20 protein-coding genes and 1 pseudogene are annotated in these 23,373 nt (G+C 63.2%); 14 read left to right on the top strand and 7 right to left on the bottom strand.

The window, feature by feature from the left end; all coding sequences use genetic code 11:
• The first annotated feature begins 149 nt into the window (after window positions 1-149).
• Window positions 150-1,454, top strand: a complete 1,305-nt coding sequence (gene mtnK, locus HU230_RS14860) for an S-methyl-5-thioribose kinase (RefSeq protein WP_176531023.1) — start codon at window positions 150-152, stop codon at window positions 1,452-1,454.
• Window positions 1,455-1,612: 158 nt separating this feature from the next.
• Here the strand turns inward: mtnK and HU230_RS14855 are convergent, their stop codons facing one another.
• Window positions 1,613-1,951, bottom strand: a complete 339-nt coding sequence (locus HU230_RS14855; protein ID WP_176531024.1) for a hypothetical protein — start codon at window positions 1,949-1,951, stop codon at window positions 1,613-1,615.
• A gap of 382 nt (window positions 1,952-2,333) precedes the next feature.
• On the opposite strand from HU230_RS14855, the gene HU230_RS14850 reads away from it, so the two are divergent.
• The 3 genes from HU230_RS14850 to HU230_RS14840 all read left to right on the top strand — a co-directional run bounded on the left by HU230_RS14850 (window position 2,334) and on the right by HU230_RS14840 (window position 6,581).
• Entirely contained in the window at window positions 2,334-3,566 is a 1,233-nt protein-coding gene (locus tag HU230_RS14850) for a peptidase M15 (RefSeq protein ID WP_224943288.1), read from the top strand.
• A 39-nt stretch (window positions 3,567-3,605) separates the two neighbouring features.
• Window positions 3,606-4,799, top strand: a complete 1,194-nt coding sequence (locus HU230_RS14845; protein WP_176531025.1) for an aspartate kinase — start codon at window positions 3,606-3,608, stop codon at window positions 4,797-4,799.
• A 753-nt stretch (window positions 4,800-5,552) separates the two neighbouring features.
• Entirely contained in the window at window positions 5,553-6,581 is a 1,029-nt protein-coding gene (locus HU230_RS14840; RefSeq protein WP_176528479.1) for an IS110 family RNA-guided transposase, read from the top strand.
• Window positions 6,582-6,898: 317 nt separating this feature from the next.
• Here the strand turns inward: HU230_RS14840 and HU230_RS14835 are convergent, their stop codons facing one another.
• From HU230_RS14835 to HU230_RS14820, 4 genes and pseudogenes are all read right to left on the bottom strand, one after another.
• Window positions 6,899-7,933 carry an ABC transporter permease gene (locus HU230_RS14835; protein WP_176531026.1) on the bottom strand — a complete coding sequence of 345 codons (1,035 nt, stop codon included), beginning with the start codon at window positions 7,931-7,933 and terminating at the stop codon, window positions 6,899-6,901.
• Window positions 7,934-8,035: 102 nt separating this feature from the next.
• Window positions 8,036-9,537 (bottom strand): annotated as a pseudogene (locus tag HU230_RS14830) (sugar ABC transporter ATP-binding protein).
• Between the two features lie 9 nt (window positions 9,538-9,546).
• Window positions 9,547-10,581: a sugar ABC transporter substrate-binding protein gene (locus HU230_RS14825; protein ID WP_176531028.1), complete on the bottom strand. Its 1,035-nt coding sequence runs from the start codon at window positions 10,579-10,581 to the stop codon at window positions 9,547-9,549.
• Window positions 10,582-10,669: 88 nt separating this feature from the next.
• A complete protein-coding gene (locus HU230_RS14820; protein ID WP_176531029.1) occupies window positions 10,670-11,095 on the bottom strand; it encodes a globin in 426 nt (141 codons plus the stop codon).
• A gap of 209 nt (window positions 11,096-11,304) precedes the next feature.
• On the opposite strand from HU230_RS14820, the gene HU230_RS14815 reads away from it, so the two are divergent.
• The 10 genes from HU230_RS14815 (at window position 11,305) to HU230_RS14770 (ending at window position 22,344) form a co-directional block, all read left to right on the top strand.
• Window positions 11,305-11,925, top strand: coding sequence for a DUF2946 domain-containing protein (locus HU230_RS14815; RefSeq protein ID WP_224943285.1), 621 nt, complete (start codon window positions 11,305-11,307; stop codon window positions 11,923-11,925).
• An 84-nt stretch (window positions 11,926-12,009) separates the two neighbouring features.
• Window positions 12,010-14,388, top strand: coding sequence for a TonB-dependent receptor family protein (locus HU230_RS14810; RefSeq protein ID WP_176531030.1), 2,379 nt, complete (start codon window positions 12,010-12,012; stop codon window positions 14,386-14,388).
• 11 nt (window positions 14,389-14,399) lie between these two features.
• On the top strand, window positions 14,400-15,626 hold the full coding sequence (locus tag HU230_RS14805; RefSeq protein ID WP_176531031.1) for a sialidase family protein: 1,227 nt from the start codon (window positions 14,400-14,402) through the stop codon (window positions 15,624-15,626).
• Window positions 15,623-16,120 carry a TlpA family protein disulfide reductase gene (locus HU230_RS14800; protein WP_176535018.1) on the top strand — a complete coding sequence of 166 codons (498 nt, stop codon included), beginning with the start codon at window positions 15,623-15,625 and terminating at the stop codon, window positions 16,118-16,120. Before HU230_RS14805 ends, HU230_RS14800 begins: the two co-directional genes overlap by 4 nt.
• Before the next feature lie 35 nt (window positions 16,121-16,155).
• Window positions 16,156-16,683, top strand: coding sequence for a copper chaperone PCu(A)C (locus HU230_RS14795; protein ID WP_176531032.1), 528 nt, complete (start codon window positions 16,156-16,158; stop codon window positions 16,681-16,683).
• Between the two features lie 7 nt (window positions 16,684-16,690).
• Window positions 16,691-17,218 (top strand): YcnI family copper-binding membrane protein, encoded by a 528-nt coding sequence (locus HU230_RS14790; RefSeq protein ID WP_176531033.1) that lies wholly within the window; start codon window positions 16,691-16,693, stop codon window positions 17,216-17,218.
• A 3-nt stretch (window positions 17,219-17,221) separates the two neighbouring features.
• The gene (locus HU230_RS14785) at window positions 17,222-18,799 is read left to right on the top strand and encodes a copper resistance CopC/CopD family protein (protein WP_224943282.1); all 1,578 of its coding nucleotides are present in this window, start codon (window positions 17,222-17,224) and stop codon (window positions 18,797-18,799) included.
• A 164-nt stretch (window positions 18,800-18,963) separates the two neighbouring features.
• Window positions 18,964-20,283 carry a proline--tRNA ligase gene (proS, locus tag HU230_RS14780; protein ID WP_176531034.1) on the top strand — a complete coding sequence of 440 codons (1,320 nt, stop codon included), beginning with the start codon at window positions 18,964-18,966 and terminating at the stop codon, window positions 20,281-20,283.
• Window positions 20,284-20,355: 72 nt separating this feature from the next.
• On the top strand, window positions 20,356-21,636 hold the full coding sequence (locus HU230_RS14775) for a lipoprotein-releasing ABC transporter permease subunit (RefSeq protein ID WP_092114619.1): 1,281 nt from the start codon (window positions 20,356-20,358) through the stop codon (window positions 21,634-21,636).
• 9 nt (window positions 21,637-21,645) lie between these two features.
• On the top strand, window positions 21,646-22,344 hold the full coding sequence (locus HU230_RS14770) for an ABC transporter ATP-binding protein (RefSeq protein ID WP_173642802.1): 699 nt from the start codon (window positions 21,646-21,648) through the stop codon (window positions 22,342-22,344).
• Window positions 22,345-22,449: 105 nt separating this feature from the next.
• Here HU230_RS14770 and HU230_RS14765 read toward each other — a convergent pair whose 3' ends face one another.
• Together HU230_RS14765 and HU230_RS14760 are read right to left on the bottom strand one after the other, a co-directional pair.
• Window positions 22,450-22,731: a DUF3551 domain-containing protein gene (locus HU230_RS14765; protein ID WP_176531035.1), complete on the bottom strand. Its 282-nt coding sequence runs from the start codon at window positions 22,729-22,731 to the stop codon at window positions 22,450-22,452.
• Between the two features lie 115 nt (window positions 22,732-22,846).
• Window positions 22,847-23,143 (bottom strand): DUF3551 domain-containing protein, encoded by a 297-nt coding sequence (locus tag HU230_RS14760; RefSeq protein WP_224924440.1) that lies wholly within the window; start codon window positions 23,141-23,143, stop codon window positions 22,847-22,849.
• Window positions 23,144-23,373 lie beyond the last annotated feature (230 nt).

Below are 23,373 nucleotides of genomic sequence, written 5' to 3'. Positions count from 1 at the left end.
TTTAGGGACTTCGTCTGGAGCATTGCGGCGCGTCCCGTCACCTGCGATTGTGGGCGTCGAACCGGACCGTCAGCCCTTGCGGCAGCGTGCCCGGAATAGCACAACGAGCAGCCAATGGCTCGGGCTCAAGTATTGGGGAGGCGACCACGATGAACCTGCAGGCCCAGCCAGGCTCCGGGCAGAGCGCCTATCGAATCCTGCGCGAAGCCGATCTGCGCGACTATCTCGCGAGCCTTCCCGCCATCGTTACCCAACTCGGTGGAGCGCCGACCGACTGGTCGATCAGCGAGGTCGGCGACGGCAATCTCAACCTCGTCTTCATCGTCAAGGGCAACAGCGGCGGCATCGCGGTCAAGCAGGCACTGCCTTATGTGCGGCTGGTCGGCGAGAGCTGGCCGCTGCCGCTGTCGCGGGCACATTATGAACATCTGGCGCTGGTGCATCAGGCGCGACTGGCGCCGAGGCTCGTGCCGGCGGTGCTGCACCACGACGCGCCGCTCGCGCTCACCGCGATGGAGCTGCTCGAGCCGCACATCATCATGCGCAAAGGGCTGATCGGCGCCACGCGCTATCCGCGCTTTGTCGAGGATATCTCGACCTTCCTGGCGCAGACGCTGTTCCTCACGTCCGATCTGGCGCTGTCGGCCGCGGAAAAGAAGCAGGGGATCGCCGATTTCGCCGGCAACCACGCGCTCTGCAAGATCACCGAGGATTTGATCTTCACCGATCCCTATCGCATCGCCGAGCAGAACCGCTGGACCGCACCGTATCTCGACGCGACGGCGGCGGCGTTCCGCGAGGATCTCGACCTGCACGTCGCGATCTCCAGGCTCAAGCTGAAGTTCATGGCGAGCCCGGAGGCGCTGCTGCACGGCGATCTGCACACCGGTTCGATCATGGTGACCGACAGCGAGACCAAGGTGATCGATCCCGAATTCGCCTTCTATGGCCCAATGGGCTTCGACATCGGCGCCGTGATCGGCAATCTCCTGATGGCCTATCTGGCCTCCGCCGGCCATGAGCGCACGGCGGGCGAGCGCGCGTCGTTCGAGGCGTGGCTCTTGGAAACCATCGAAGGCGTCTGGACCGAGTTCTCTCGCAAGTTTCTCGTGCTGTGGCGCAACGAGGCCAAGGGAGACGGCTATCCGCTGGCGCTGTTCGCAGGCGAGGCCGGCGCCGCGCGGCTGGAGGCGGAACGACAGAGCTACATGGCGCGGCTGTTTCAGGACACGGTCGGCTTTGCCGCGGCCAAGACCATCCGGCGTATTCTTGGCCTTGCGCACAACATCGATTTCGAATGGATCGCGGACGAGAAGCAGCGCGCGATCTGCGAGGCGCGCAGCCTCAAGCTCGCGCGCAACATGATGCTGGAAGCAGCGTCCCATACGACGATCGGCACAGTCACCTACGCCGCGCGCGAGCTGCGCCACTGGCAGCCGGATTTCGCCAGGTGATCTGGTGAGCATCGATCGTCGCGTACGGCAAGGATCGTTTGGCAGGCCGTCTGCGGACGATGAGGTGCTGTCCCTGACGGTAGCGGTAGTCGCTGGTATCTTGTCATCCCTCGAGTGCCTACAGCTCAGGAACGACGATCCAGCCGCCGCGGCATGAACTAGCTTTCGGCCGGACGTACGAAACAGAGAATGCCGGCCTCAGGCGTGAAACAGACCACAGCGCGGTTCGTCGGATTGTCGATTCTGTCGATGATCCGGTTCGGCGGGACCCGCAGCCAGAATGGCTTCGACATTTTCCAGCGACCGTCGATCAATACCTCGTAGCCGTCTCGGTCCTGTCGGAACTCTACCGTTCCACAATCCGCAATCGAGCAGCACGACGCACCGGTGCCTGGTTGCCTGAGGCTCTCAAACCATGGGGCAAGCGTGGCATTCGGGCTATCGGGCGGTGCTGCTACCGCGGCCTGACTTAGAGCAAGCCCGGCCGCGACCGCCATCTTCCAGCCGATCCTCTCACGGTGTGCCCTCGACGCTGGCAAAGGCGTAGTCCTCCGCTGCCCCCAGAGGTTAGCGAATATTTAGGCCATTGCCACGGCGCTTGAGTACGGAATTAACCATGAGCGAGCCGACGCGAGCGATGAGGGGCACAACTTCGACCCTGACCTGGAGCGAACATCAGAGCTCTGTCGCTGGTGAAAATCACCGAAGGCAGCGGCACGCTGCGGGCGATCGCGCGTTGCGCTCGAGCAACACCCTTTGGAAAAGCGTAGGGCCAACGGCTTCCGCCCATTGCGCGTTTCCATTTTGATCCAAATGATCGACCCCGTCGCGTGCTTGGCTGTGCAACAGGGCTCGGATCGGGCCTTTGGAGGCTACGGGATGATGAACCCGCGGCGAATTGCGACGGTGACGCCGGAGTTGTGCGGGACGGTCGTTCTCGCAAGTTGGCTCTTTGCCTGGCTTGCCGGCTCTGCCGGCATCGGGAACACCGGAGCAGTGCCCATCGAGGGACTAGCACCATCTCTCGCCGCCAATGCCGAACTGGCTGATGCGCGACAGGCAACTGCAGTCGCCAACGTGAACGCTGACGTGGCGATGGCTGCCGAACCCGTGATGTGGCCGGCCTCCGACGCGACGGCCGCGCCGCAGGCAGGCGTCATGGGCAGCGCTGTCGCCAACGCCGATGCGGCGATGGCGGTTGAATCGATGCCGGAGCCGCCGGCCCCTGATGCGATAGCGACCTTGAGCGGACCGAAATCAATCGTCGTGGCTGCGTTGCCGGATTCGTCGCAGATGCTGTCGGTTGAAACATCGCCCGAGCAGACGGCGACAGCGAGGACGCCTCCAGTGTCGAGCGACACCAAGGAGGCCGCGAGACCCCTGGATATTTTCGAAGAGTGCCTCGTCGTTGATGTGTGCATCGACCGGTACCTGTGGGCGCTCTACGAGCGGACGCCCAAGGAAGACACCATCAGCATACAAGAGCAGCGGAAAGTAACGGTCAAAAGGAAGCGCAAGACGGTGACCGTCACCAGGACATTCAGCAGGCGCGTCGATAACGATTTCACGTGGAAAGATCCGAAGGCGGCGGAAAGAATGGGCATGCCGATGATCGACTACGTGATTGGAGGGGTGGATCGGGGCTTCAAGCTCAAGCTCTTTCATGCGCTCTACGCGGCGGAGCAGGCCGGGTTGTCGCCCGGGATAACCAGCGCGTTCCGCGATGACTACCGTCAATCGATCGCGAGCGGCCTGAAGGCGGCGTCCGACAAGTCATACCATGGAGGGAGCTTCCGCGGTGGCTACGGCCACGGGCTTGCCGCTGATATCGTGAGCGTCAAAGGCGCGACGCGCGCGGAGCGTTGGGTTTCCACTGAGGCCCTTTGGAAATGGATCGATGCGCGCGGACCGGATTTTGGAATCGGACGACCGTATCTCGATCGAGATCCACCGCATGTCGCGCCGATAGACGGCAAGGAATACGCCGCTCACCGCGGCGGGACGAAAGCTCAACACGCGGAAGCGGATATCAAGAAGCGCAACCGGGGCGCTCTGCGGGTCGCGGCGAAACGATCAAAAACCGCAAAAGCGTCGAAGGGGAGAACGATCTGATCCGGTTCAGCTGCGCATTTCAACACGACGCGGGCAAGAATGCCTAGCAATCCCATCATCGTACAAAAATATGGCGGCGCCTGTCTCGAAACACCGGCAAGAATCCGCGCAGTGGCGAGCAGTGTCGCTGATTTGCATGGCCGTGGTCATCGTGTCGTGGCGATCGTTTCAGCGATGGGCAAGACCACCGACGAACTCGTCAGGATGGCCTATCAGATCAGCCCGCATCCCAATCGCCGCGAACTCGATATGTTATTGACCACCGGCGAGCGCATCAGCATGTCCTTGATGAGCATGGCGCTGTCTGATCTCGGCGTGTCGGCGATCAGCTTTACCGGCAGTCAGGCCGGTGTGATGACCGACGGATCCCATTCATCCGCACGCATTTTGGATGTGCGGCCCATTCGGGTGCGCGAAGAGCTCGATCGCGGACGCATCGTAGTCTTGGCGGGCTTCCAGGGCGTGGATCCGCTGACCAAGGAAATCACGACGCTTGGCCGGGGTGGCAGCGATACCACTGCGGTCGCCATGGCTGCGGCGCTCAAGGCGGAGTGCTGCGAGATTATCAAGGAAGTCGACGGAGTGTGCTCGGCTGATCCTCGCATCGTCGCGGATGCAAAACCCTTGCGTCAGCTGGATTTCGCATCCCTATCCGAAATGTGTCTCTGGGGCGCAAAAGTCCTGCATTTCCGCAGCGTGGAGCTGGCCCACAGCCAAAACGTACCTCTGGTCTTGAGAAAGTGGGGCGGTGCTCGACACAGCACGCAGGTGACCAAGGAGGTCGCGGATATGGAGAACGGAAAAGTCCTGGCCGTCAACTCAATGGCTCGCATTGAGCACGTGGAGATCGATTCGGCGAACCTCAATCAAGGCTTTGAGAAGTTCGCGCAGCATCTCAAGCAAAATGGCTTGCCTTGGCCGCAACTCCTCGCCTCGGCTTTCACCGCCGACAAAACCCGCATCATGATGACTTGCGATTCGGAGACACTCGACGCGTTGCTGCGCACACTGGAAGGGAGCAAAGACCTCCGCAAGCAGCGCGAGACTCTGAGTTCGGTGAGCCTCACTTGCTTCGGCGGCATTTCTCCAAACCTGCCATACAAGGCGGTTCAGACTCTGCAACATCACGGGGTCACCGCCGACAAGTATGTCTTGTCGTCGCATTCGGTAAGTTTCTTTGTTCCGGTGGAAAGCCGTGAGGCTGCAGTCAGGGCTTTGCATTCGCTGATCTAGCACTGCGAATTCGCGATGGCACGGATGAATGATCGTGCACACGGTGTCGGCGCGATTTGCGATCGGCGCGCCCATGCCACTGATTTGCCCGACGGCGCAAGCCCTTCGCGCAAAAATATTTCGCGTTATCCGAAGCGCAACTCGGCGTATGGTTTGTGCGTCTCACCCGATCGAGGGGCGCTTCGCGGTCGTCACGAACGCGGTGTGAGATGCGGTGGACGCGGATTGCGCAACTGACGAGTGCGCATGATGTGGACGTCGAAGTCCTGACGCCCTAGCGGCCGGTGTCTTTTCGAATTGCGCGATGCGGGCTGCGAAGACGGTGACAAAAAGGCCCAGTCTCGCCGGGGAGAGCACGTATAAGCCGTAACCCATCGCGCAGGAAAAGCCGGATTGCTCCGGTTACACCTGTGGTCCTACCCCCGAGCTTTCTACCCATTGCTCGGGGCCCATGGGTGCGATCGGCACCCGGCTTTCCCTGCGCCCTCTGTTCGAGGAGAGGGCGGAACGAAGAGCAAAGCTCGGGCAGATCATGTCGCGAGAACGCGGATGTATGATTCACCAGCGCGCCACATATTCGCTGTCGTCCCGGCGAAGGCCGGGACCCATTACCACAATGCGAATTGTTGCGTGACGCTAGGGCCACGGCTTGTTTCCAACAACACAACCCTGTGGTTGATGGTGTGGACGGCCCCCTACGGCATCAGTGTGCCAGAATGAGGTTGTTGTAAATCTCAGACAAGGAGACCGTCCGTGAGAGAGATTATCCGTATTGGGATGGATACGTCGAAGCATATTTTTGTGCTGCATGGAGTTGACGCGGCGGAACAGCCGGTGTTGCGCAAGAAGCTGTCGCGCAAGCAGGTGCTTGAGTTTTTTGCCAAGCTTCCGCCGACCGTGATCGGGATGGAGGCCTGCGGGGCGGCTCATTACTGGGGGCGCGAGCTTGGCAAGCTTGGCCATGAGGTGAAGCTGATAGCGCCGCAGTTGGTGAAGCCTTATGTGCTGCGGAACAAGAACGACGGGCGAGATGCGGATGGGGTGTGCGAAGCGATGGGCCGACCGCGGATGCGGTTTGTGCCGGTGAAGAGCGCCGAACAGCAGGCCGCGCTGATGCTTGCAGGTGTCCGCGATGGGCTGATCGGCCGCCGTACCCAGCTCAGCAATGCGATCCGCGGCTACGCGGCGGAGTTTGGCCTGATCGCGCCGAAGGGGTTGGACAAGATCGAGCCGCTGTTGGCCCGGATCACGCAGGACGAGAGCGTTCCCGCTATGGCGCGCGAGCTGTTCGCCATGCAGGGCCGTGACTATGCGCAGTTGCAGGGTGAGCTGAAGGCGGTCGAGGCCAGGCTGCTGGCCTGGCACCAGGCCAACGCCACAAGCCGTCGTCTGGCCCAGATCCCCTCGGTCGGTCCGATCATCGCGACCTCGCTTGTGATGAAGACGCCGGACCCGCACGCCTTCCGCTCCGGCCGCTTGTTCGCGGCCTGGCTCGGCCTGACGCCCAAGGACCATTCCACCGCCGGCAAAACCAGGCTCGGCAAGATCACCCGCGCTGGCGACGAGACCCTGCGTCGCCTGCTCGTGGCCGGGGCGACCGCGGTGATCCGGCAGGCAAGGCTCGGGCGCGGCCACCCCTCGCGCTGGCTCGTGGCGTTGCTCAGGCGCAAGCCGCCGAAGCTTGCGGCCGTGGCGCTCGCCAACAAGGTGGCCCGCATCGCCTGGAAGCTGATGGCGACCGGCGAGAGCTATGATGCCGCACGCATGAACGCTGTCACCTAACAGGTCGGCCGGCCGGACGTAGCGCTCGCCGGACGAACCGGAGCTGCAAGAGCAGATGGAATGATCGATCGATCCAGAACGCGAGACAAGCCGCGGGACCCATTGGCCTTCACAAGGTCGCCAGGTTGTTTGGCACTCGCGTCGCGGAAACCATCTTGGCCCAGCGATCAACACGATCGCATCAAACAGGCCGGACATATGGATGACAGCGATCCGACCAATCCCAGAAAGCTCTTGTGCCACGAGGGCCGTCCACATATGGGTCCCGGCCTTCGCCGGGACGACGAGAGGAGGGAGCTATTTGCTCGGCTCAATCATCACTCCGCCGCCTGCTCCCGCAGTCGCTGCGCGTAGACGTTGATGATCAGTGCGGCGAGCAGGATCTGGCCGCGGATCAGGATCTTCAGGAAGCTGTCGATGTTGACGTGGTCGAGGCCGTTGTTGAGCACGCCGAGCACGAACAGGCCGACGATGGTGTTGCCGATGCCGCCGCGGCCGCCGAACAGGCTGGTGCCGCCGACCACAACGGCCGCGATCGAATCCAGGAGATAAGTGTCGAACTCGTTCTGCTGCGCGCTGCCGAAATGCGCGACGCCGAGCATGCCGCCGATCCCCGAGCAGACCGCCGAGATCACCATCACGCTGCCGAGGATGAGCTTGACGTTGAGGCCGGCGAATTCCGCGGCCTCGCGGTTGCCGCCGACCATGTAGACGTAGCGGCCGAACCGCGTGTAGGTCAGCACCAGATGGCCGCCGAGCAGCATCACGGCGGCGACGATCACGATCCAGGGGATGCCGCCGATCGAGCCCGAGCCGAGCGTCGTGATCAGCGGCGGCACCTTGTAGGCGATCTGGCCGCGCACCAGGAGCGCCGAGACGCCGGCCGCGATCTGCATCATGGCCAGCGTCATGATGAAGGAGGGGATGCCGATCATGGTCAGGCCCAGCGCGTTGACGAGGCCAAGCACGGCGCACAGCGCCAGCGCCAGCAGGATCGCGGCAAAGCCCGGCATCGGGATGTTGGCGATGTTGACGTAGGATTCCTGCAACGTGAAGTACGCCACCGCAATGCCGGTGACGTTGGCGATGCTGGCAATCGACAGGTCGATCTCGGCACACAGGATCACGAAGGTGAGGCCGACCGCGATGATGCCGGTGACCGATACCTGGGTCAGGATGTTGCCGACATTGTCGATGGTCGCAAACGACGGGCTTGCGATCGCGAAGAAGCCGCTGAGGAAGATCAGCGTCAAGAACGGCGCGATGTTGCGCATCTGCGAGCGCAGGAACGGCGCCAGCCCGCGCGGCCGCTTGTGATCGGCCGGGCTCGTCGCGCTGTCACTGCTCGCCATAACACTTCTCCATTGGGCGCGCTGAGTTGGTCATCGCGCCTCGTTTATTTTCTTGAGCATGACCTTGTCGGAAAACCGCTTCGCACTTTTCCGGATCATGCTCTAAGCGGCTTCCAGCAGCCGATCCTTGCTGACCGCTTCGCCGGCGAATTCGCGCACCACCGCGCCGCGCTTCAGCACCAGGATCCGGTCGGCCAGCGACAGCACCGTCTCCGGCTCGGTCGACAGCACGATGATCGCAAGGCCCTTGGCGCGGAGGTCGCGCACGATGTTGATCACGTCGTTCTTGGCGCCGACATCCATGCCGCGGGTCGGCTCGCACAGCACCAGAAGGCGCGGCGGGTAGGTCAGCCATTTCGCCAGCGCCACCTTCTGCTGGTTGCCGCCGGAGAGCATGCCGAGATCGAGGCCGACCACCGGCGGCCTGATCTGCAGCTGCTCGACCTGGCGCTGGGCGATCGCGCGCTCGCGCACCGGCTTGAGCAGCAGCGCCGAGATCCGATCGAGGATGCTGATCGAGATGTTCTTGTAGACCGGCTCCTGATGGAACAGCATGGCACGGCGGCTCTCCGGCACCAGCGCGACGCCGGCCCGCCGCGCCGCCGCGGTGCTGCGGAAGGTCTTGGCTGCACCATCGACCGCGAGCGTGCCGCCGTCGGGCCGGAGCTTGCCGAACAGGATGCGCGACAGTTCCAACTGCCCGCAGCCCATGAAGCCGTAGATGCCGAGCACTTCGCCGGCCCGGGCCTCGAACGAGACCTCCTGCAGGCTGCGGCGGAGCGAAAGCTGATCGACCTTCAGCACCGTCGAACCGCCACCAGGTTGCGAGAGCATCAGGTCATCGGTGTAGCTGTGCTCCAGCGCCTCGCCGCCGCGGCCGATCATGGCCTCGATCAGCGCCCCTTGGTGGTGTCCGCGGACGCGGTCTCGGCGATTTTCCGCCCGTTGCGGAACACGGTCACCACGTCGGAGACCCGCAGGATGTCCTCGATGAAATGCGAGATGAAGACGATGCTGGTGCCTTCGTCACGGAGCCTGTGCAGCGTCGTGAAGAGGCGCTCGACCTCGGGCGGGGAGAGGGCGGAGGTCGGCTCGTCCAGGATGATGATGCGCGCGCCGGAAAACAGCACGCGGGCGATCTCGATCAGCTGCTGCAGGCCGATCGGCAGGTCGCCGAGCCGCGTCATCGGATCGACGTCGATGCCAAATCGCGAGAGCTGCTCGCCGGCCTCGCGCGCCATCCGCCGCCATTGCACGAAGCCGAGGCGGTTGGTCGGCTGGTTGCCGAGGAAGACGTTCTCGGCGACGGTGAGATCAGGCGCGACGCTGAGTTCCTGATGCACCATGCCGATGCCGGCGGCGTGGGCGTCGCGGGTGGAGCGGAAGCGGGTTTCCTTGCCGTCGAGCACGAAGCGGCCGGAGAACTCCGGATGCACGCCGGCGATGATCTTCATCAGCGTGCTTTTTCCGGCGCCGTTCTCGCCGACGAGACCGTGGATCTCGCCGGCGTGCAGCGCGAAGTCGACCCCACGAAGGGCTTCGACACCGCCGAAGGCCTTCGTGATCTGGTTCAACTCGAGGATCGGGGAGCGTCCCTGCGACATGGAGACCGCTCAGATCAGGAAGTGATCCTCCATCCATTGCATGCCGGCGGCATTGGCCTTGGTCACGACGGGACCATCGGTCACGACGTGCTTCGGAATGCCCTGGCCGCTCTTCTCGCCGCCGACCACGGCCGCGACGCCCGCCACGATCGCGCCGCCATGGATGCGGCAGGACGGATTGCGCACGGTTGCGAACATGCGGCCTTCGCTGACCGCCTGGATCGCCGGCGGCATGGCGTCGACGCCGCCGATCAGGATGTTGGTGCGGTTGTGCGCCTTCATGATGTTGGCGGCGGCAAGCGCCATGTCGTCATTGTGGAAGAAGGCGGCGTCGATCTGCGGATACTTCGTCAGATAGGTTTCCCAGAGCCGGGCGGTCTTGGAGACGTCCCAGTCGGCGGGCTGGGTATCCAGCACCTCGATGTTCGGGAACTGCTTGACGACGGAGTTGAAGCCCTTGGCGCGGCCCTGCGCGCCGGTGTGGCCGAGCGCGCCCTGGGTCATGATGACCTTGCCCTTGCCGCCGATCGCGTTGCACAGCGCCTGCGTCACCGAGGCGCCCATGAACTCGTTATCGGGGGCGAGGAACGAATGGACGTTGATCTGGTCGAGCGGCGCGATCAGCGTGTCCATGTCGATCACGGGGGTGCCGGCGTCGATCATCTTCTGCACCGGCTGGGTCAGCGTGCCGATGCCGAACGCCTGGATCGCGACGAAGTCCCATTTCTGCGAGGCCATGTTGTCGATCGCGGCGCGCTGCTTGACGGCATCGAGCTGGCCGTCGAACCAGGTCACCTCGACGTTGAACAGCTTGCCCCAGAATTCGGCGGCCTGCTTGCCCTGCGCGCACCACGTCGCCTGCAGTCCGGCGTTGGAGAACGCGGCCTTCAGCGGCTTTTCCGAACGTCCCGTTTCGGCTGCGAGCGCGGACGTCACGCCCATTCCACCGAACAGGCCGGCCGCAGCTCCGCCTGCCGCCGCCAATTGCAAAAGGTCGCGCCGAGTCGTCGACGCCTTGTCCATCCCCTTGTCGGTCCCTGGCATTGTTTGCTCCCTCTTCGTTTTTCTGCCCGTCGGCGTCAGTTGCACGCGCCGCGGATAAAGGGAGTGTGTCACAATCGGAACGGTGACGCTACGCCTTCGCGTCCACGAGATGTTTCTGCTGCAGCACGATGGCCTCGATGTCGCGAAGCAGCTTGTGCCACGCAGCATCGATCTCGTCAGACCATTGCTCGCCGAGAATGTCGCGCAAGCAGTCCGTGATCACGGCAAAGAATGCGACGAACAATTCGCGCGGCGTCCCGTAGGCATCATGCGAGAACACCTCGGATTCGATCAGGCGAAAATGTCCGCGGCGCTCGCCCGCGAAATCGAGGATGGCTTCGATCGTCAACGCCAGCATCGAGCCTTTCACCGGCTCGCTGCCTTCGGTGCGAAACATCGCCCGCGCCTCGGGATGTTCGCGAAACAAGCGCTGGTACACCAACGGCGTCAGATCATCGCAAGCCGCTGCTGCGAGTTCAAAACTGCGTTCGATTGGATTCGATGATGGAGTCATAGCGCTTTGCGATCATCACATAAAAAAAGAGCAGGGCTTCAAGCCCTGCTCCAAAAATTGTGTGGACCCTATTTGCCCCAAAAATTCGGTTTGATCTTGATTGATGGGGTGACGCTGCTTGTGCGCGTCGGGCTCCTCCCGAGACTTGGACCACCAGGACACACCTCGCGGCTGGCCTGAGCCCGAATTGGTAGACTATCTTTCCAGCCTTGTCATCATTTTCGGCAACGATTGTTCAAATTTCGAGCAATTTGCGAAATGATTGGGATGGTGCCACCGGCGGTTGCGAAAGTGAGCCGAAAACACGTGACGGGGTAAGGGGATACGAAGGCCTGTGGAGCGGCCGCGACGCAAGTGTCACGCCCGGCAATTTCCGTCAGCCGGAAGAAACGAGGGATGTCGATGATCTCGACTTCCGACGGCTGTGGTGGTTAGTTCCGTCCCGGATGGGTTTTGCGATGCGCCGGCGGCTGAAGATTTTTCTGCCCATAGTCCTGGTTGCCCTGCTGGTGCAGATTTTCGCACCGATCGGGGCCTGCTGGGCGACGAGCCTTGCTGCGTCAGATCCGCTCGCGGCCGGCACCATCTGCCATGGCAATGCCGGCTCCGGGGGCGGGCAGGGTGACCAGACCGGTCATGATGCCCATGACGGCTGCTGCTCGGCATGCAGCGTGCTGCAGACCGGTGCGCCCGTTGATAACCCGGAGATCACGGCTCACGCCGTCGAGCGGCCTTCGACGCGCATCGCCTGGCTTGATTTCGCGGGCGAATTCGACCGTTCGACGGCGCGCCACTCCGCGCAAGCCCGCGCGCCGCCGCTTTTTTCCTGACGACGTTCTCGCTGCCGGTGCGCGTCGCGCGTCGGCGAGTGCCTTAGAGCAAGCCGGCCGCAGAGCCGGTGTCAGGATTCATCCATGTTTCGATTTCATCCGCGGGCCGGAGCCAGTGCGTTCACGCTGGGCGTCGGGCTTTCCATGCTTACAAGTTGGGCAGAGGCGCAGACGACGCTGCCGTCCGTCACGGTCGATGCGCCGCAGGCCGCGCGAGCGAAACCGGCAAGGTCCAAGCAGAAGACGCGTGCGGTTGCCGCCCGGCGGCCCGCAAGGCCGCTGGCGCCCTTGGCCGTGGCAGCGGCTGGGCGCGCGCAGCGCGTTACGCCCAGCGCGGCGCGGGACAGCCTGAACCAGGGGCCCGCCGGTCAGACGCAAACCACCGTCGACCGCAGCCAGTTCGACAATCGGCCGTCCTTCTCGGTGGCGGACGTGTTGCGGGACAGTCCGGGTATCTCGGTCAAGCAGGGCAACGGCCCGCGCGATTTCGGCATCTCGATCCGCGGGTCGAACGCCCGCAATGGCTTCGGCATCCGGAATCTCGTGATCTTCGAAGACGGCTTTCCGGTCACCCAGCCGGACGGCCTGTCCCGCAGCGACCTGATCGATCCCCACGCCTATGGCGCGATCGACGTGGTCCGCGGCCCGTCATCGGCGCTCTACGGCAACTATGCGACCGGCGGCGCGTTGAATTTCCGGACCCGGCCGGGCGGCACGATCGACGGCGTCGAATACGGCGTCGACGGAGGCAGCTTCGGCTATCTCAACAACTATCTGGCCGCGGGCAAGAAGGTCGGCAATTTCGAAGGCTCGCTGTTCGCCAGCGACGCGCGCGGCGACGGATATCTCGGCAACAGCTGGTTCAACACCCAGACGGTCAATTTCCTCGGCACCCTGCAGGTGACGCCGGACGACCGTTTCACGTTCAAGCTGATCAACAACGATCTGACGGCGCGCCTGCCGATCCGCTCGTCGCTCAACCAGTTCAACCAGAACCCGTTCCAGCAGGGCTGCACCACCGGCGCTACGGCCGCGGCGGGATGCGGAACCGTCTCGCTGTTCAACAACGGCTTCAACGGAACCAAATCCACCGAGACTGCGGTTCAAGCTGGCCTCGGCCGAGACGACCGCCGGACGATCGTTGGGGGCCGCTGGGAACACGATTTCGACAACACGACTACGTGGCGCAACCAATTCGTCTTCGACGACAGGAACATCAATCAGCCGACGGGATCGACTAGCGCGCTGGGTGACTATCCCTCGTACAACTTCATGAGCGATTTGACCAAGCGCGGCGAATTGTTCGGAATGGATTCGACCACGATGGTCGGGGGTTGGTACAATACCCTTACGACGACCGGTACGACCTGGAACGTTTCGCCCGCGGGCAATGCGACACTCGGATTGCCACAGAGCAGTCTGTATCAATCGACAACCAATTATGGCGTCCGGGCGCGGGAAGAAATCAAGCTGATTCCGTCGGTGACGGCGATCGCCGGGGTCGGTTGGGAAACGACCACGCTAAACGGTGTCAACACTTTGCTGTCCTATCCGGTCACCAACAATCCCGCAATCGTGGGAGCGACCGTGACGCAAGCAGCACCTGTGTTCACCAACACCGCGCCGGAGTTCGCGCTCGTCTACAAGCCGGACAACGAATGGCAGCTACGTGCTCGCGTGGCGACCGGCTACGGTACGCCGCAGGTCAGCAATCTGTTCGTTCTGCCGAATGGGTCATCGGGCAACAACACGTCGCTCAAAACCCAGACCAACCTCGGCTACGACCTCGGCGCGGATTGGTCGCCCAACAAGAGCGTGAAGGTTAGCGCCACCGCCTTCTACGAATTCTTCAACAATGAACTTGTTTCTCAGGCGACGCCTGTGGCGGGATTTACATACACCTTCAACGCACCGCGCTCGGAACATCGCGGCGTTGAGCTCGCCGCTCAATGGGGCTTTTATCAGGGGTGGCGGCTCACGGCGGCCTACACCTACCTGGACGAAGTATATACCGACTACACGGAAAGCATCAGCGGCTTCACATTCAATCGGGTCGGGAACAAGATTCCCGGCGTCTCGCCGAATGAGCTGACGACACGGCTTGGCTATGACCAGCCGTCAGGTCCGCTACAGGGGCTTGGCGGCTTCGTCGAAGTCCAGTGGAAGGATGGCTTCTACATGGACAACGCCAATCTGCTGCGGGCGCCGGGTTACGAGCTGGTCAATCTCAACGTTCACTACACGACGGATCTGATCTCCGACTATTTCAAGTCGCTGAATCTGTATCTCGAGGTGCGGAACGTGTTCGATCGAACCTACATTGCCTCGGCGAACAATATCGCGAACTCGGTGACGGCAGCGGGCGTTCAAAATCCTGCGAGCATACTGGCGAACATCACGGGCTCGATCTATGCCGGATCGCCGCGGGCGTTTGTCGCGGGCATGAAGATCGCGTTCAAATGAGGAGCGCATCGATGACGTTTCGCAAGACTGCGGCTCGGATCGTGCTGGCGACGATCCTGCTCGGGGCTTTGCCCGATTTCGCCTGCGCGCAGATGAGCCACCAGCATGCCTCGGAAGCGGCGTGCGAGGACACCGTCTTGCGTTGCGCGAGCAAGGTCACTCCGGCCTTCGCGCCGGACGGGACACTGTGGCTGACATGGATGGCCGGAGGTCAAATCTCCGTCGCGAGCTCGAAGGATCGGGGCAAGAGCTTTTCCGCGGCCGTGCAGGTGACCCGGGACCGGCTCAACCTTGATTGGGGCCCGGATGCGCGCCCGAAGCTTGCGATCGACGCCAAGGGAGACATCGCGCTGGCATTCTCGATCTTTCGCGATCAGGCCTTCAACGGCCAGGTGCTGACCACGCGGTCGACCGATGGCGGGCGCAGCTTCGATCCGCCGAAGCCGATCACCGCCAACAACGAGAGCCAGCGCTTCGAGGCGATCGGCTTCGATCCAGCCGGTGCCGTGTTCGTGGTCTGGCTCGACAAGCGCAATCGCGTGCCGGCGCAGCAGCGCGGCGAGAAGTATGACGGTGCCGGATTGTTCTTTGCTTCATCGAAGGGCGGTAGCGCGTCCTACTCCGAAGCGCAGCTTGTGGCCGACAACACCTGCGAGTGCTGCCGTCTCGGGCTGGCATTCGATGGCGCAGGCCATCCCGTGGTGGTGTTTCGAAACATCTTCGAAGGCGGTGTGCGCGACCATGCGATCGTGACGTTTACCGATCTGGGCACGCCCGGCGAGGTGCATCGGGTGAGCCGCGACGACTGGCAGATCGCCGCATGTCCGCATCATGGTCCGAGCCTGACCATTTCGCGCGAGGGAACCTATCACGTGACGTGGTACACCAACGGCAAGGCGCGCAAGGGATTGTTCTACGCGCGGTCACGCGACGGCGGCAAAACCTTCTCCGATCCGCTTCCGGTCGGTCAACCGAACCGCAGCCCGTCGCGGTCGCAGATCGCCGCGGGGCCGCAGGGGCTTGCGATGGCCTGGAAGGAGTTCGACGGGCAGAAGACATCGATCCATCTGACGACATCGAACGACGATGGTGCGACGTGGTCGAAGCCCACTGATATCGCCGACACCGCCGACAGCTCCGACCATCCGCTACTGGTCTCGGACAGCCGGCAGACCTACCTGTCGTGGATGACGAAGGCCGACGGCTACCATTTTCAAGCGATCGAAGGCGAACCATGAAACGTCATTTGCTCGCGGCCCTTGTCCTGCTCGTAACGCTGCCGTCCGCACTGGCGGCGGGCGAAGACGCGCCGAAGCCGTTCGAACGGGGCAGCTGGCAGAAGCTGCTGCATGCGCACGCCGGTCATCCAACCCTGGTGCACTTTTGGGGCGTGACCTGCGGACCATGCAAGGTCGAGCTGCCGCAGCTCGGCCGGTTCATGAAGGATCATCCTGATGTCGACGTCGTCACGATCAGCGCGGATTTGGTTCCCAACCTTCCGGAGGCGACGCGATCGATGCTGGATCAGACCGGGCTCGCGTCCGCCGAGAACTGGATTTTTGGCGACGGCTTTGCCGAACGATTGAGATTCGAGATCGATCCGGCGTGGCAAGGTGATATCCCGCGAACGATGCTGATTGCTCGTGACGGAACGATCACAACGATCGAGGGATCGGCCGAAATCGCCGATCTGAACAAATGGTCTGACGCCCAGGCCACAACAATCCGATGATCGCTTCAACTTCAACCTGAAAGGAAATTCGTCCAATGAAGATGCTCTCTCGCATCCTCGCCCTCACGACGCTGACTGCTGCGCTCGTGTCTACGTCCGCACGCGCCGAGGACGTCAAGGCCGGCGACCTCGTGATCACGCAGGCGTGGACGCGTGCCACGCCGAACGGTGCCAAGATCGGCGGCGGCTATTTGACGATCGAGAACAAGGGGACGACGCCCGACCGGCTGGTTTCAGGCTCCGGCGACGTCGCCGGCAAGATCGAAGTCCACGAAATGTCGATGGACAATGGCGTGATGAAGATGCGTGCCCTCGACAAGGGACTGACCATCGAGCCGGGCAAGACCGTGAAGCTCGCACCGGGCGGCTATCATCTGATGATGTTCGACCTGAAGAACCCGCTGAAGCAGGGCGACAAGGTGCCGGTCACGCTCGAATTCGAGAAGGCCGGCAAGGTCTCGGTCTCGCTGGACGTCCAGGCCGTCGGTGCGCAGGCGCCGGGTGGCGGCGATCACTCCGGCCATGGCGACCATTCCGGTCACATGGACATGAAGAAGATGTGAGGGAGCCATGCGATCAAACACGCTGCTCATTGCCACGGCGGCGCTGCTCGCAGCGTCGCCGGCGGTCGCTCATATCACGCTTGAGGGAAAGCAGGCGGCGGTCGGCTCGTATTACAAGGCTGTCTTTGCCGTGCCGCATGGCTGCGCGGGATCGGCGACGATCAAGATCCGCGTGCAGATTCCGGAAGGCGTGATCGGGGTCAAGCCGATGCCGAAGCCCGGCTGGACCCTTGATACGGTCACCGGCAAATATGCCGCCCAATACGACTATCACGGCGCCAAGCTCGCCGAGGGCGTGAAGGAAGTCGCCTGGAGCGGTGGCAAGCTCTCCGACCAGAACTACGACGAGTTCGTGATGCAGACGTTTCTCACCGATACGCTGAAGCCGAACACCACGTTGTATTTTCCCGTCGTGCAGGAATGCGAACAGGGCGTCAGCCGCTGGATCGATGTTCCGGCCGAGGGGCAGGGCGGCGGGCACGACCACGGCAGCAAGACGCCGGCGCCCGGCGTCAAGCTGCTGCCGAAGTCGTAAGCCGTGCGGGCGGTCGCAAGTCTTGTTGTAACAGGCCTGGTTGCGCTGCTGTTGGCGCTGTGCCTTGCGACCTCGGCCCATGCGCATGCCGTCCTGATCGCTGCCGAGCCGGCGGATGGCAGCGTGGTGACGGAGGCACCGAAGACAGTGGTGCTCCGCTTCAACGAAGCGGTGGCGCCGACCGCGGTCAGCCTGCTCGACGCTGCGGGCAAGCCGCGCGACGTCACGATCCGCGCCGTCGATCAATCCGTGATGGTGACCCTGCCGGCCGACTTGCCTCAGGGCACGCAGGTGGTCAGCTATCGCGTGGTGTCGCAGGACGGCCATCCGGTTGCGGGTTCGCTCTTGTTCTCGATCGGCGTCGTCACCGGCTCGGCGGCGCCGGCCGGCGATGGCGTGCTGCATGCGCTGATCTGGCTGGCACGGCTCGGGCTCTATCTCGGGCTGTTTGCCGGCGTCGGCGGTGTGTTCTTTGCCGCCTGGATCGGGCAGGGACCGGCCGGCGAACGGCTGATCATGTGGTCGCTGGCGATCGGCCTCATCGGCGCGACCGCCTCGCTTGCCTTGCAGGGCGTCGACCTGCTGAACCTGCCGATCATGGGCGTCCTGACATGGGCGGCGTGGGCCAGCGCCGCCGGCACCAGCCTGTTTCCTGCACTGCTGCTCGCGATCGCTGCGATGTTGGTCGCGGCGGTCGCCTGGCGCAGTCCGTCGTTCAGCGCGGCCTGGATCAGCACCGCGATCGCAATGATCTGTGTCGGGCTGTCGCTTTCGGTCAGCGGCCATGCCGCCACCGCCTCTCCGCAATGGCTGACGCGGACCGCACTGTTCATCCATGGCGTCGGCCTCGCCTTCTGGATGGGGGCGCTGGCGCCGCTGGCGGTGCTGGCCTGGCAGCGCAAGGATTCGCTGCTGCGGGTGCTCGGGCGCTTTTCAATGCTCGCGGTGCCGGCGGTCGCGTTGGTCGCCTTGTCCGGCCTGGCACTCGCCGTCGTTCAGCTCGAGAGCTTTGGCGCACTGATCGACACCGGATACGGTAACATCCTCCTTGCGAAACTTGCGCTGGTGTCGCTGTTGCTCACGCTCGCTGCGCTGAACCGGCTGGTGTTCACGCCGGCGGTCGCGCGCGAATTTCACCGCACGCGGCCGCTGCAGCGCTCGATCGCGCTCGAATTCGTGCTCATGATCGCGATCCTCGGTCTCGTCGCGCTCTGGCGCTTCACGCCGCCGCCCCGCTTGCTGGCGATGTCAGACGACGTTCCGCTCGCGGTGCACATCCACACCGATGCCGCGATGTTCCAGGTGCTGATCGCGCCGGGCAAGGTCGGGCCGAATGACTTCGTGCTGCAGCTGATGAACGGCGATGCCAGCCCGTTCGCGGCCAAGGAGGCGACACTGACGTTGAGCCTGCCGGATCGCGGCATCGAGCCGTTGGAACGGAGCGCCGCGCTGGGTCCCGACGGCTATTGGCACGTGAAGAAGGTGCCGTTGCCGGTCCCGGGCCGCTGGCACATGCAGATCGACGCCCTGGTGACCGATTTCAGGAAAGTGACGCTGGAAGACGATTTCGAGGTCAGGTAAACGCACGATCAGCGGGCCGGGCACGTCGGCGGGACGCAAATCGCTCAAATGGCCGAAAATAGCCTGATTTGAAGGGCCTTTGTCATTTGGCGGCCTTGTGTTTTCACAGCCGATCCGGTTTCACTGCTGCTCTTCCCACGCTTTCCTGATTCCCGAGTAACGCCATGCGATTGTCGCGGTTTTTCCTGCCCATCCTGAAAGAAAACCCGAAAGAGGCGGAGATCGTCTCGCATCGGCTGATGCTGCGCGCGGGCATGATGCGGCAGGAGGCGGCCGGCATCTATGCCTGGCTGCCGCTCGGCTTCCGGGTGCTGAAGAAGATCGAGCAGATCGTTCGCGAGGAGCAGGACCGTGCCGGTGCGCTCGAGCTCTTGATGCCGACGCTGCAGCTTGCCGATCTCTGGCGTGAAAGCGGCCGCTACGACGCCTATGGCCCCGAGATGCTGCGCATCCTCGATCGTCACAAGCGCGAGCTGTTGTACGGACCGACCAACGAGGAAATGATCACGGAGATCTTCCGCTCCTACGTCAAGTCCTACAAGAACCTGCCGCTCAACCTCTACCACATCCAGTGGAAGTTCCGCGACGAACAGCGTCCGCGCTTCGGCGTGATGCGCGGCCGCGAATTCCTGATGAAGGATGCCTATTCATTCGACCTCGACGAGGCCGGCGCGCGGCGCTCCTACAACAAGATGTTCGTGGCTTATCTGCGCACCTTTGCGCGGATGGGCCTGAAGGCGATTCCGATGCGGGCCGAGACCGGCCCGATCGGCGGCGACCTCAGCCACGAATTCATCGTGCTGGCGGAGACCGGCGAGTCCGGCGTCTACATCAACCGCGATGTGCTCGACCTGCCGGTGCCGGGCGAGGACGTTGATTATGACGGTGATCTCACGCCGATCATCAAGCAGTGGACCTCGGTCTATGCGGCGACCGAGGACGTCCACGAGGCTGCGCGCTTCGAGCAGGAAGTGCCGGAAGCAAAGCGGCTCAACACCCGCGGCATCGAGGTCGGCCAGATCTTCTATTTCGGCACCAAATATTCCGACACCATGAAGGCGATGGTGGCGGGGCCCGACGGCGTCGACGTGCCGATCCATGGCGGCTCCTACGGTGTCGGCGTGTCGCGCCTGGTCGGTGCGATCATCGAAGCCTGTCACGATGACGCGGGCATCATGTGGCCCGAGGCGGTCGCGCCGTTCCGCGTCGCGATCCTCAACCTCAAGCAGGGCGATGCCGCGGTCGACGGTGCCTGCGAGCAGCTTTATCGCGAGCTCTCGGCGAAGGGCGTCGATGTGCTCTACGACGACACCGATCAGCGCGCCGGCGCCAAGTTCGCCGCGGCCGATCTGATCGGTATCCCCTGGCAGATTCTCGTTGGGCCCAAGGGGCTCGCGGAAGGCAAGGTCGAAGTGAAGCGCCGCAGCGACGGTTCACGCGAGAACATGAGCCCCGCGGACGTGGTCGCGAAGCTCGCGGGTTAAAGTTTATTCACGCCGTATCTATCGGCGGGGTAATCCGGCCACATTTGACCCGAATCATGGGATTATCGAGAGATGGATGAGACCATGAACGAGCCAGTCCGTACCCCGCCTTTTGCGCCATTCGAATGGCTGCTGTCCGGACGCTATCTGCGCGCGCGCCGCAAGGAAGGGTTCATTTCGGTCATCGCCGGCTTCTCGTTCCTCGGCATCATGCTCGGCGTTGCCACGCTGATCGTGGTGATGGCCGTCATGAACGGCTTCCGCAAGGAGCTGCTCGACAAGATCCTCGGCCTCAACGGCCACCTTCTGGTGCAGCCATTGGAATCGCCGCTGACCGACTGGAAAGACGTCGCCGACCGCATCAGCCAGGTGCAGGGCATCCGTCTGGCCGCGCCCGTTGTTGACGGACAGGGGCTCGGCTCGTCGCCGTTCAACGCGGCCGGCGTCTTCATCCGCGGCATTCGCGCCGACGATCTCAACAACCTCACCTCGATCGCCAAGAACATCAAGCAGGGCACGCTCGAAGGCTTCGACGAGGGGCAGGGGGTTGCGATCGGCCGCCGGCTTGCCGACCAACTCTCGCTGCATGCCGGTGACATGATCACGCTGGTTTCGCCGAAGGGCGCGGTGACGCCGATGGGCACGACGCCGCGCATCAAGCCCTACAAGATCACGGCGGTGTTCGAGATCGGCATGTCGGAATACGATTCGACCTTCGTGTTCATGCCGCTGGCCGAGGCGCAGGCCTATTTCAACCGCAACAACGACGTGTCCTCGATCGAGGTGTTCACCACCAATCCGGACAAGATCGACACCTACCGCAAGCTGGTGACGGAGGCGGCCGGCCGGCCGGTCTTCCTGGTCGACTGGCGGCAGCGCAACTCGACGTTCTTCAACGCGCTGCAGGTCGAACGCAACGTGATGTTCCTGATCCTGACCATGATCGTACTGGTCGCGGCGCTCAACATCGTCTCCGGGCTGATCATGCTGGTGAAGGACAAGGGCCAGGACATCGCGATCCTGCGCACCATGGGCGCCTCGCAGGGCTCGATCATGCGGATCTTCCTGATTACCGGCGCCTCGATCGGTGTGGTCGGAACGCTGACCGGCTTTGCGGTCGGCATGCTGATCTGCCTGAACATCGAATCGATCAGGCAGTTCCTGTCATGGCTCACCAACACCGAGCTGTTCTCGCCGGAACTGTATTTCCTCTCCAAGCTGCCGGCTGAGGTCGATTTCGGCGAGACGCTCGCCGTCGTGATCATGGCGCTGACGCTGTCCTTCCTTGCGACGCTCTACCCGTCGTGGCGCGCCGCGCGCCTCGATCCGGTCGAAGCGCTCCGGTACGAATAGGGAGCGCACATGGCAGAGGGGGCGGAAGACGTACCGGTCGTCTATCTTCATGATATCAAGCGGGAATACAGGCAGGGCGAAGCGACGCTGACGGTTCTGAACGGCGCCAAGCTGGCGCTGTGGCCCGGTCAATCGGTGGCGCTGGTGGCGCCGTCGGGATCCGGCAAGTCGACGCTGCTGCACATCGCGGGCCTGCTGGAGAGTCCCGATGAGGGTGAGGTCTATGTCGCGGGCACGCCGACCTCGCAGATGTCCGACGTCGACCGCACGCAGATTCGCCGCTCCGATATCGGTTTCGTCTATCAGTCGCACCGGCTGCTGCCGGAGTTCTCGGCGCTCGAGAACGTCATGCTGCCGCAGATGATTCGTGGCCTCAAGCGCTCCGAAACCGTGAAACGCGCGACCGAGATCCTGGCCTATCTCGGGCTCGGCGACCGCATCACCCATCGTCCCGCGGAGCTCTCGGGCGGCGAACAGCAGCGTGTGGCGATCGCGCGCGCGGTTGCCAACGCACCGCGGGTGCTGTTTGCGGACGAGCCGACCGGGAATCTGGATCCGGGGACGGCCGATCACGTCTTCAACGCGCTGATGCAGCTCGTGAAGGCGACCCGGGTCGCGATGCTGATCGCGACCCACAACATGGATCTCGCCGCACGGATGGATCGCCGGGTGTCGCTGTCGAATGGGCAGGTCGTCGAGCTCGAATAGCGTTTCGCGCGAAGTGGGTCGCAGCTCGTGTGAAGAACACACGCTAAGCACGTGAATCTAGGGCTTTTCCGCTCTGCTTCAGGCGGAGCGGAAAGGCTTGAGCCCTCAATAAGCGGCGCGAGGCCGTCTGCCAGACTGGCTCGGCCGACGATCAATCGGCGGCCCGGCATAATATGGATTGGTGATGCACATCGCGGCGAGGCCGGACGCCGAGGCGCGGCACTGCTCCAGCGACGTGTAGCCGCAGTCGGTATCCTCGCCGCCCCATCGGTAGTTCGTCTTGCAGACCGGCGAGGTCGAATCGTATTTCTGGGCATTGGCTGGCGTGCTTGTGATCGCACCCAGCGCCAGGAGCGCCGGAAACAGTGCCAGAACCAGGTTTCGCATCAGAAGCTCCAATCGATCTGGCGCCGGCAACGCTCGCGCCCAACGTCCGTGCAAACAGCCCCCGCATGCGGGAGCGATCAACTCACATTCCCGCGGCGGCGACGCCGGGCGGGCCTCAGTGGAAGAACAGGTCGAAGAAATTGCCCTCACGGCGGTCCCGCGGGGCGACGTGCAGATAGGAGCGCGGGTCGTTGTCGCCGGCATAATAGGGGTTGGCGATGCAGTTCTGTCCGATGCCGGAGGCGGTGGCGAGGCACGCCTCATAGGACGGATAGGAGCAGTTGCTGAGACCTGGGTAGCGGTCGCCCTGGATGCAGAACGGGTAACGCACGCCGACGGCATGGGAGGGCGCCGTGCCAAACGTGGCGAGCGCGACCACCGACGCCGCAGCAGCAAGAATCATCGTCCGCATGTGCATTCCTTATCGCTGCGAAGATTCGATCTCGGCGACGATCCAAATCGGACAAGCCGGTTCCGGTCAACACGATCTTGCGCGCAGCCGCGCACGCAGCTTCGAATTGTGAAGATTGTGCGGCAGCTATGTGGCGAAAGCTCCTAGAAGTGCTTGTAACGCAGTATTAACTTCAAATTTGAGCGAAGTCGTTTGGGCCTGCCTGTTGCAGCGAAGTTACAGCAATTCCG

Source organism: Bradyrhizobium quebecense (assembly GCF_013373795.3).
In the GTDB taxonomy this organism is placed as follows: domain Bacteria; phylum Pseudomonadota; class Alphaproteobacteria; order Rhizobiales; family Xanthobacteraceae; genus Bradyrhizobium; species Bradyrhizobium quebecense.
This window is presented reverse-complemented; position numbering and strand designations above follow the sequence as displayed.

What these genes read in the sequence shown, in the direction of transcription:
- HU230_RS14790 (WP_176531033.1), top strand. Translation starts at nt 16,691, where the DNA reads ATGCGATCAAACACGCTGCTCATTGCCACGGCGGCGCTGCTCGCAGCG.
- HU230_RS14820 (WP_176531029.1), bottom strand. Translation starts at nt 11,095, where the DNA reads ATGACTCCATCATCGAATCCAATCGAACGCAGTTTTGAACTCGCAGCA.
- HU230_RS14760 (WP_224924440.1), bottom strand. Translation starts at nt 23,143, where the DNA reads ATGCGGACGATGATTCTTGCTGCTGCGGCGTCGGTGGTCGCGCTCGCC.
- HU230_RS14775 (WP_092114619.1), top strand. Translation starts at nt 20,356, where the DNA reads ATGGATGAGACCATGAACGAGCCAGTCCGTACCCCGCCTTTTGCGCCA.
- HU230_RS14855 (WP_176531024.1), bottom strand. Translation starts at nt 1,951, where the DNA reads ATGGCGGTCGCGGCCGGGCTTGCTCTAAGTCAGGCCGCGGTAGCAGCA.
- HU230_RS14810 (WP_176531030.1), top strand. Translation starts at nt 12,010, where the DNA reads ATGTTTCGATTTCATCCGCGGGCCGGAGCCAGTGCGTTCACGCTGGGC.
- HU230_RS14805 (WP_176531031.1), top strand. Translation starts at nt 14,400, where the DNA reads ATGACGTTTCGCAAGACTGCGGCTCGGATCGTGCTGGCGACGATCCTG.
- HU230_RS14845 (WP_176531025.1), top strand. Translation starts at nt 3,606, where the DNA reads ATGCCTAGCAATCCCATCATCGTACAAAAATATGGCGGCGCCTGTCTC.
- HU230_RS14850 (WP_224943288.1), top strand. Translation starts at nt 2,334, where the DNA reads ATGATGAACCCGCGGCGAATTGCGACGGTGACGCCGGAGTTGTGCGGG.
- HU230_RS14795 (WP_176531032.1), top strand. Translation starts at nt 16,156, where the DNA reads ATGAAGATGCTCTCTCGCATCCTCGCCCTCACGACGCTGACTGCTGCG.
- proS (WP_176531034.1), top strand. Translation starts at nt 18,964, where the DNA reads ATGCGATTGTCGCGGTTTTTCCTGCCCATCCTGAAAGAAAACCCGAAA.
- mtnK (WP_176531023.1), top strand. Translation starts at nt 150, where the DNA reads ATGAACCTGCAGGCCCAGCCAGGCTCCGGGCAGAGCGCCTATCGAATC.
- HU230_RS14770 (WP_173642802.1), top strand. Translation starts at nt 21,646, where the DNA reads ATGGCAGAGGGGGCGGAAGACGTACCGGTCGTCTATCTTCATGATATC.
- HU230_RS14800 (WP_176535018.1), top strand. Translation starts at nt 15,623, where the DNA reads ATGAAACGTCATTTGCTCGCGGCCCTTGTCCTGCTCGTAACGCTGCCG.
- HU230_RS14765 (WP_176531035.1), bottom strand. Translation starts at nt 22,731, where the DNA reads ATGCGAAACCTGGTTCTGGCACTGTTTCCGGCGCTCCTGGCGCTGGGT.
- HU230_RS14825 (WP_176531028.1), bottom strand. Translation starts at nt 10,581, where the DNA reads ATGCCAGGGACCGACAAGGGGATGGACAAGGCGTCGACGACTCGGCGC.
- HU230_RS14835 (WP_176531026.1), bottom strand. Translation starts at nt 7,933, where the DNA reads ATGGCGAGCAGTGACAGCGCGACGAGCCCGGCCGATCACAAGCGGCCG.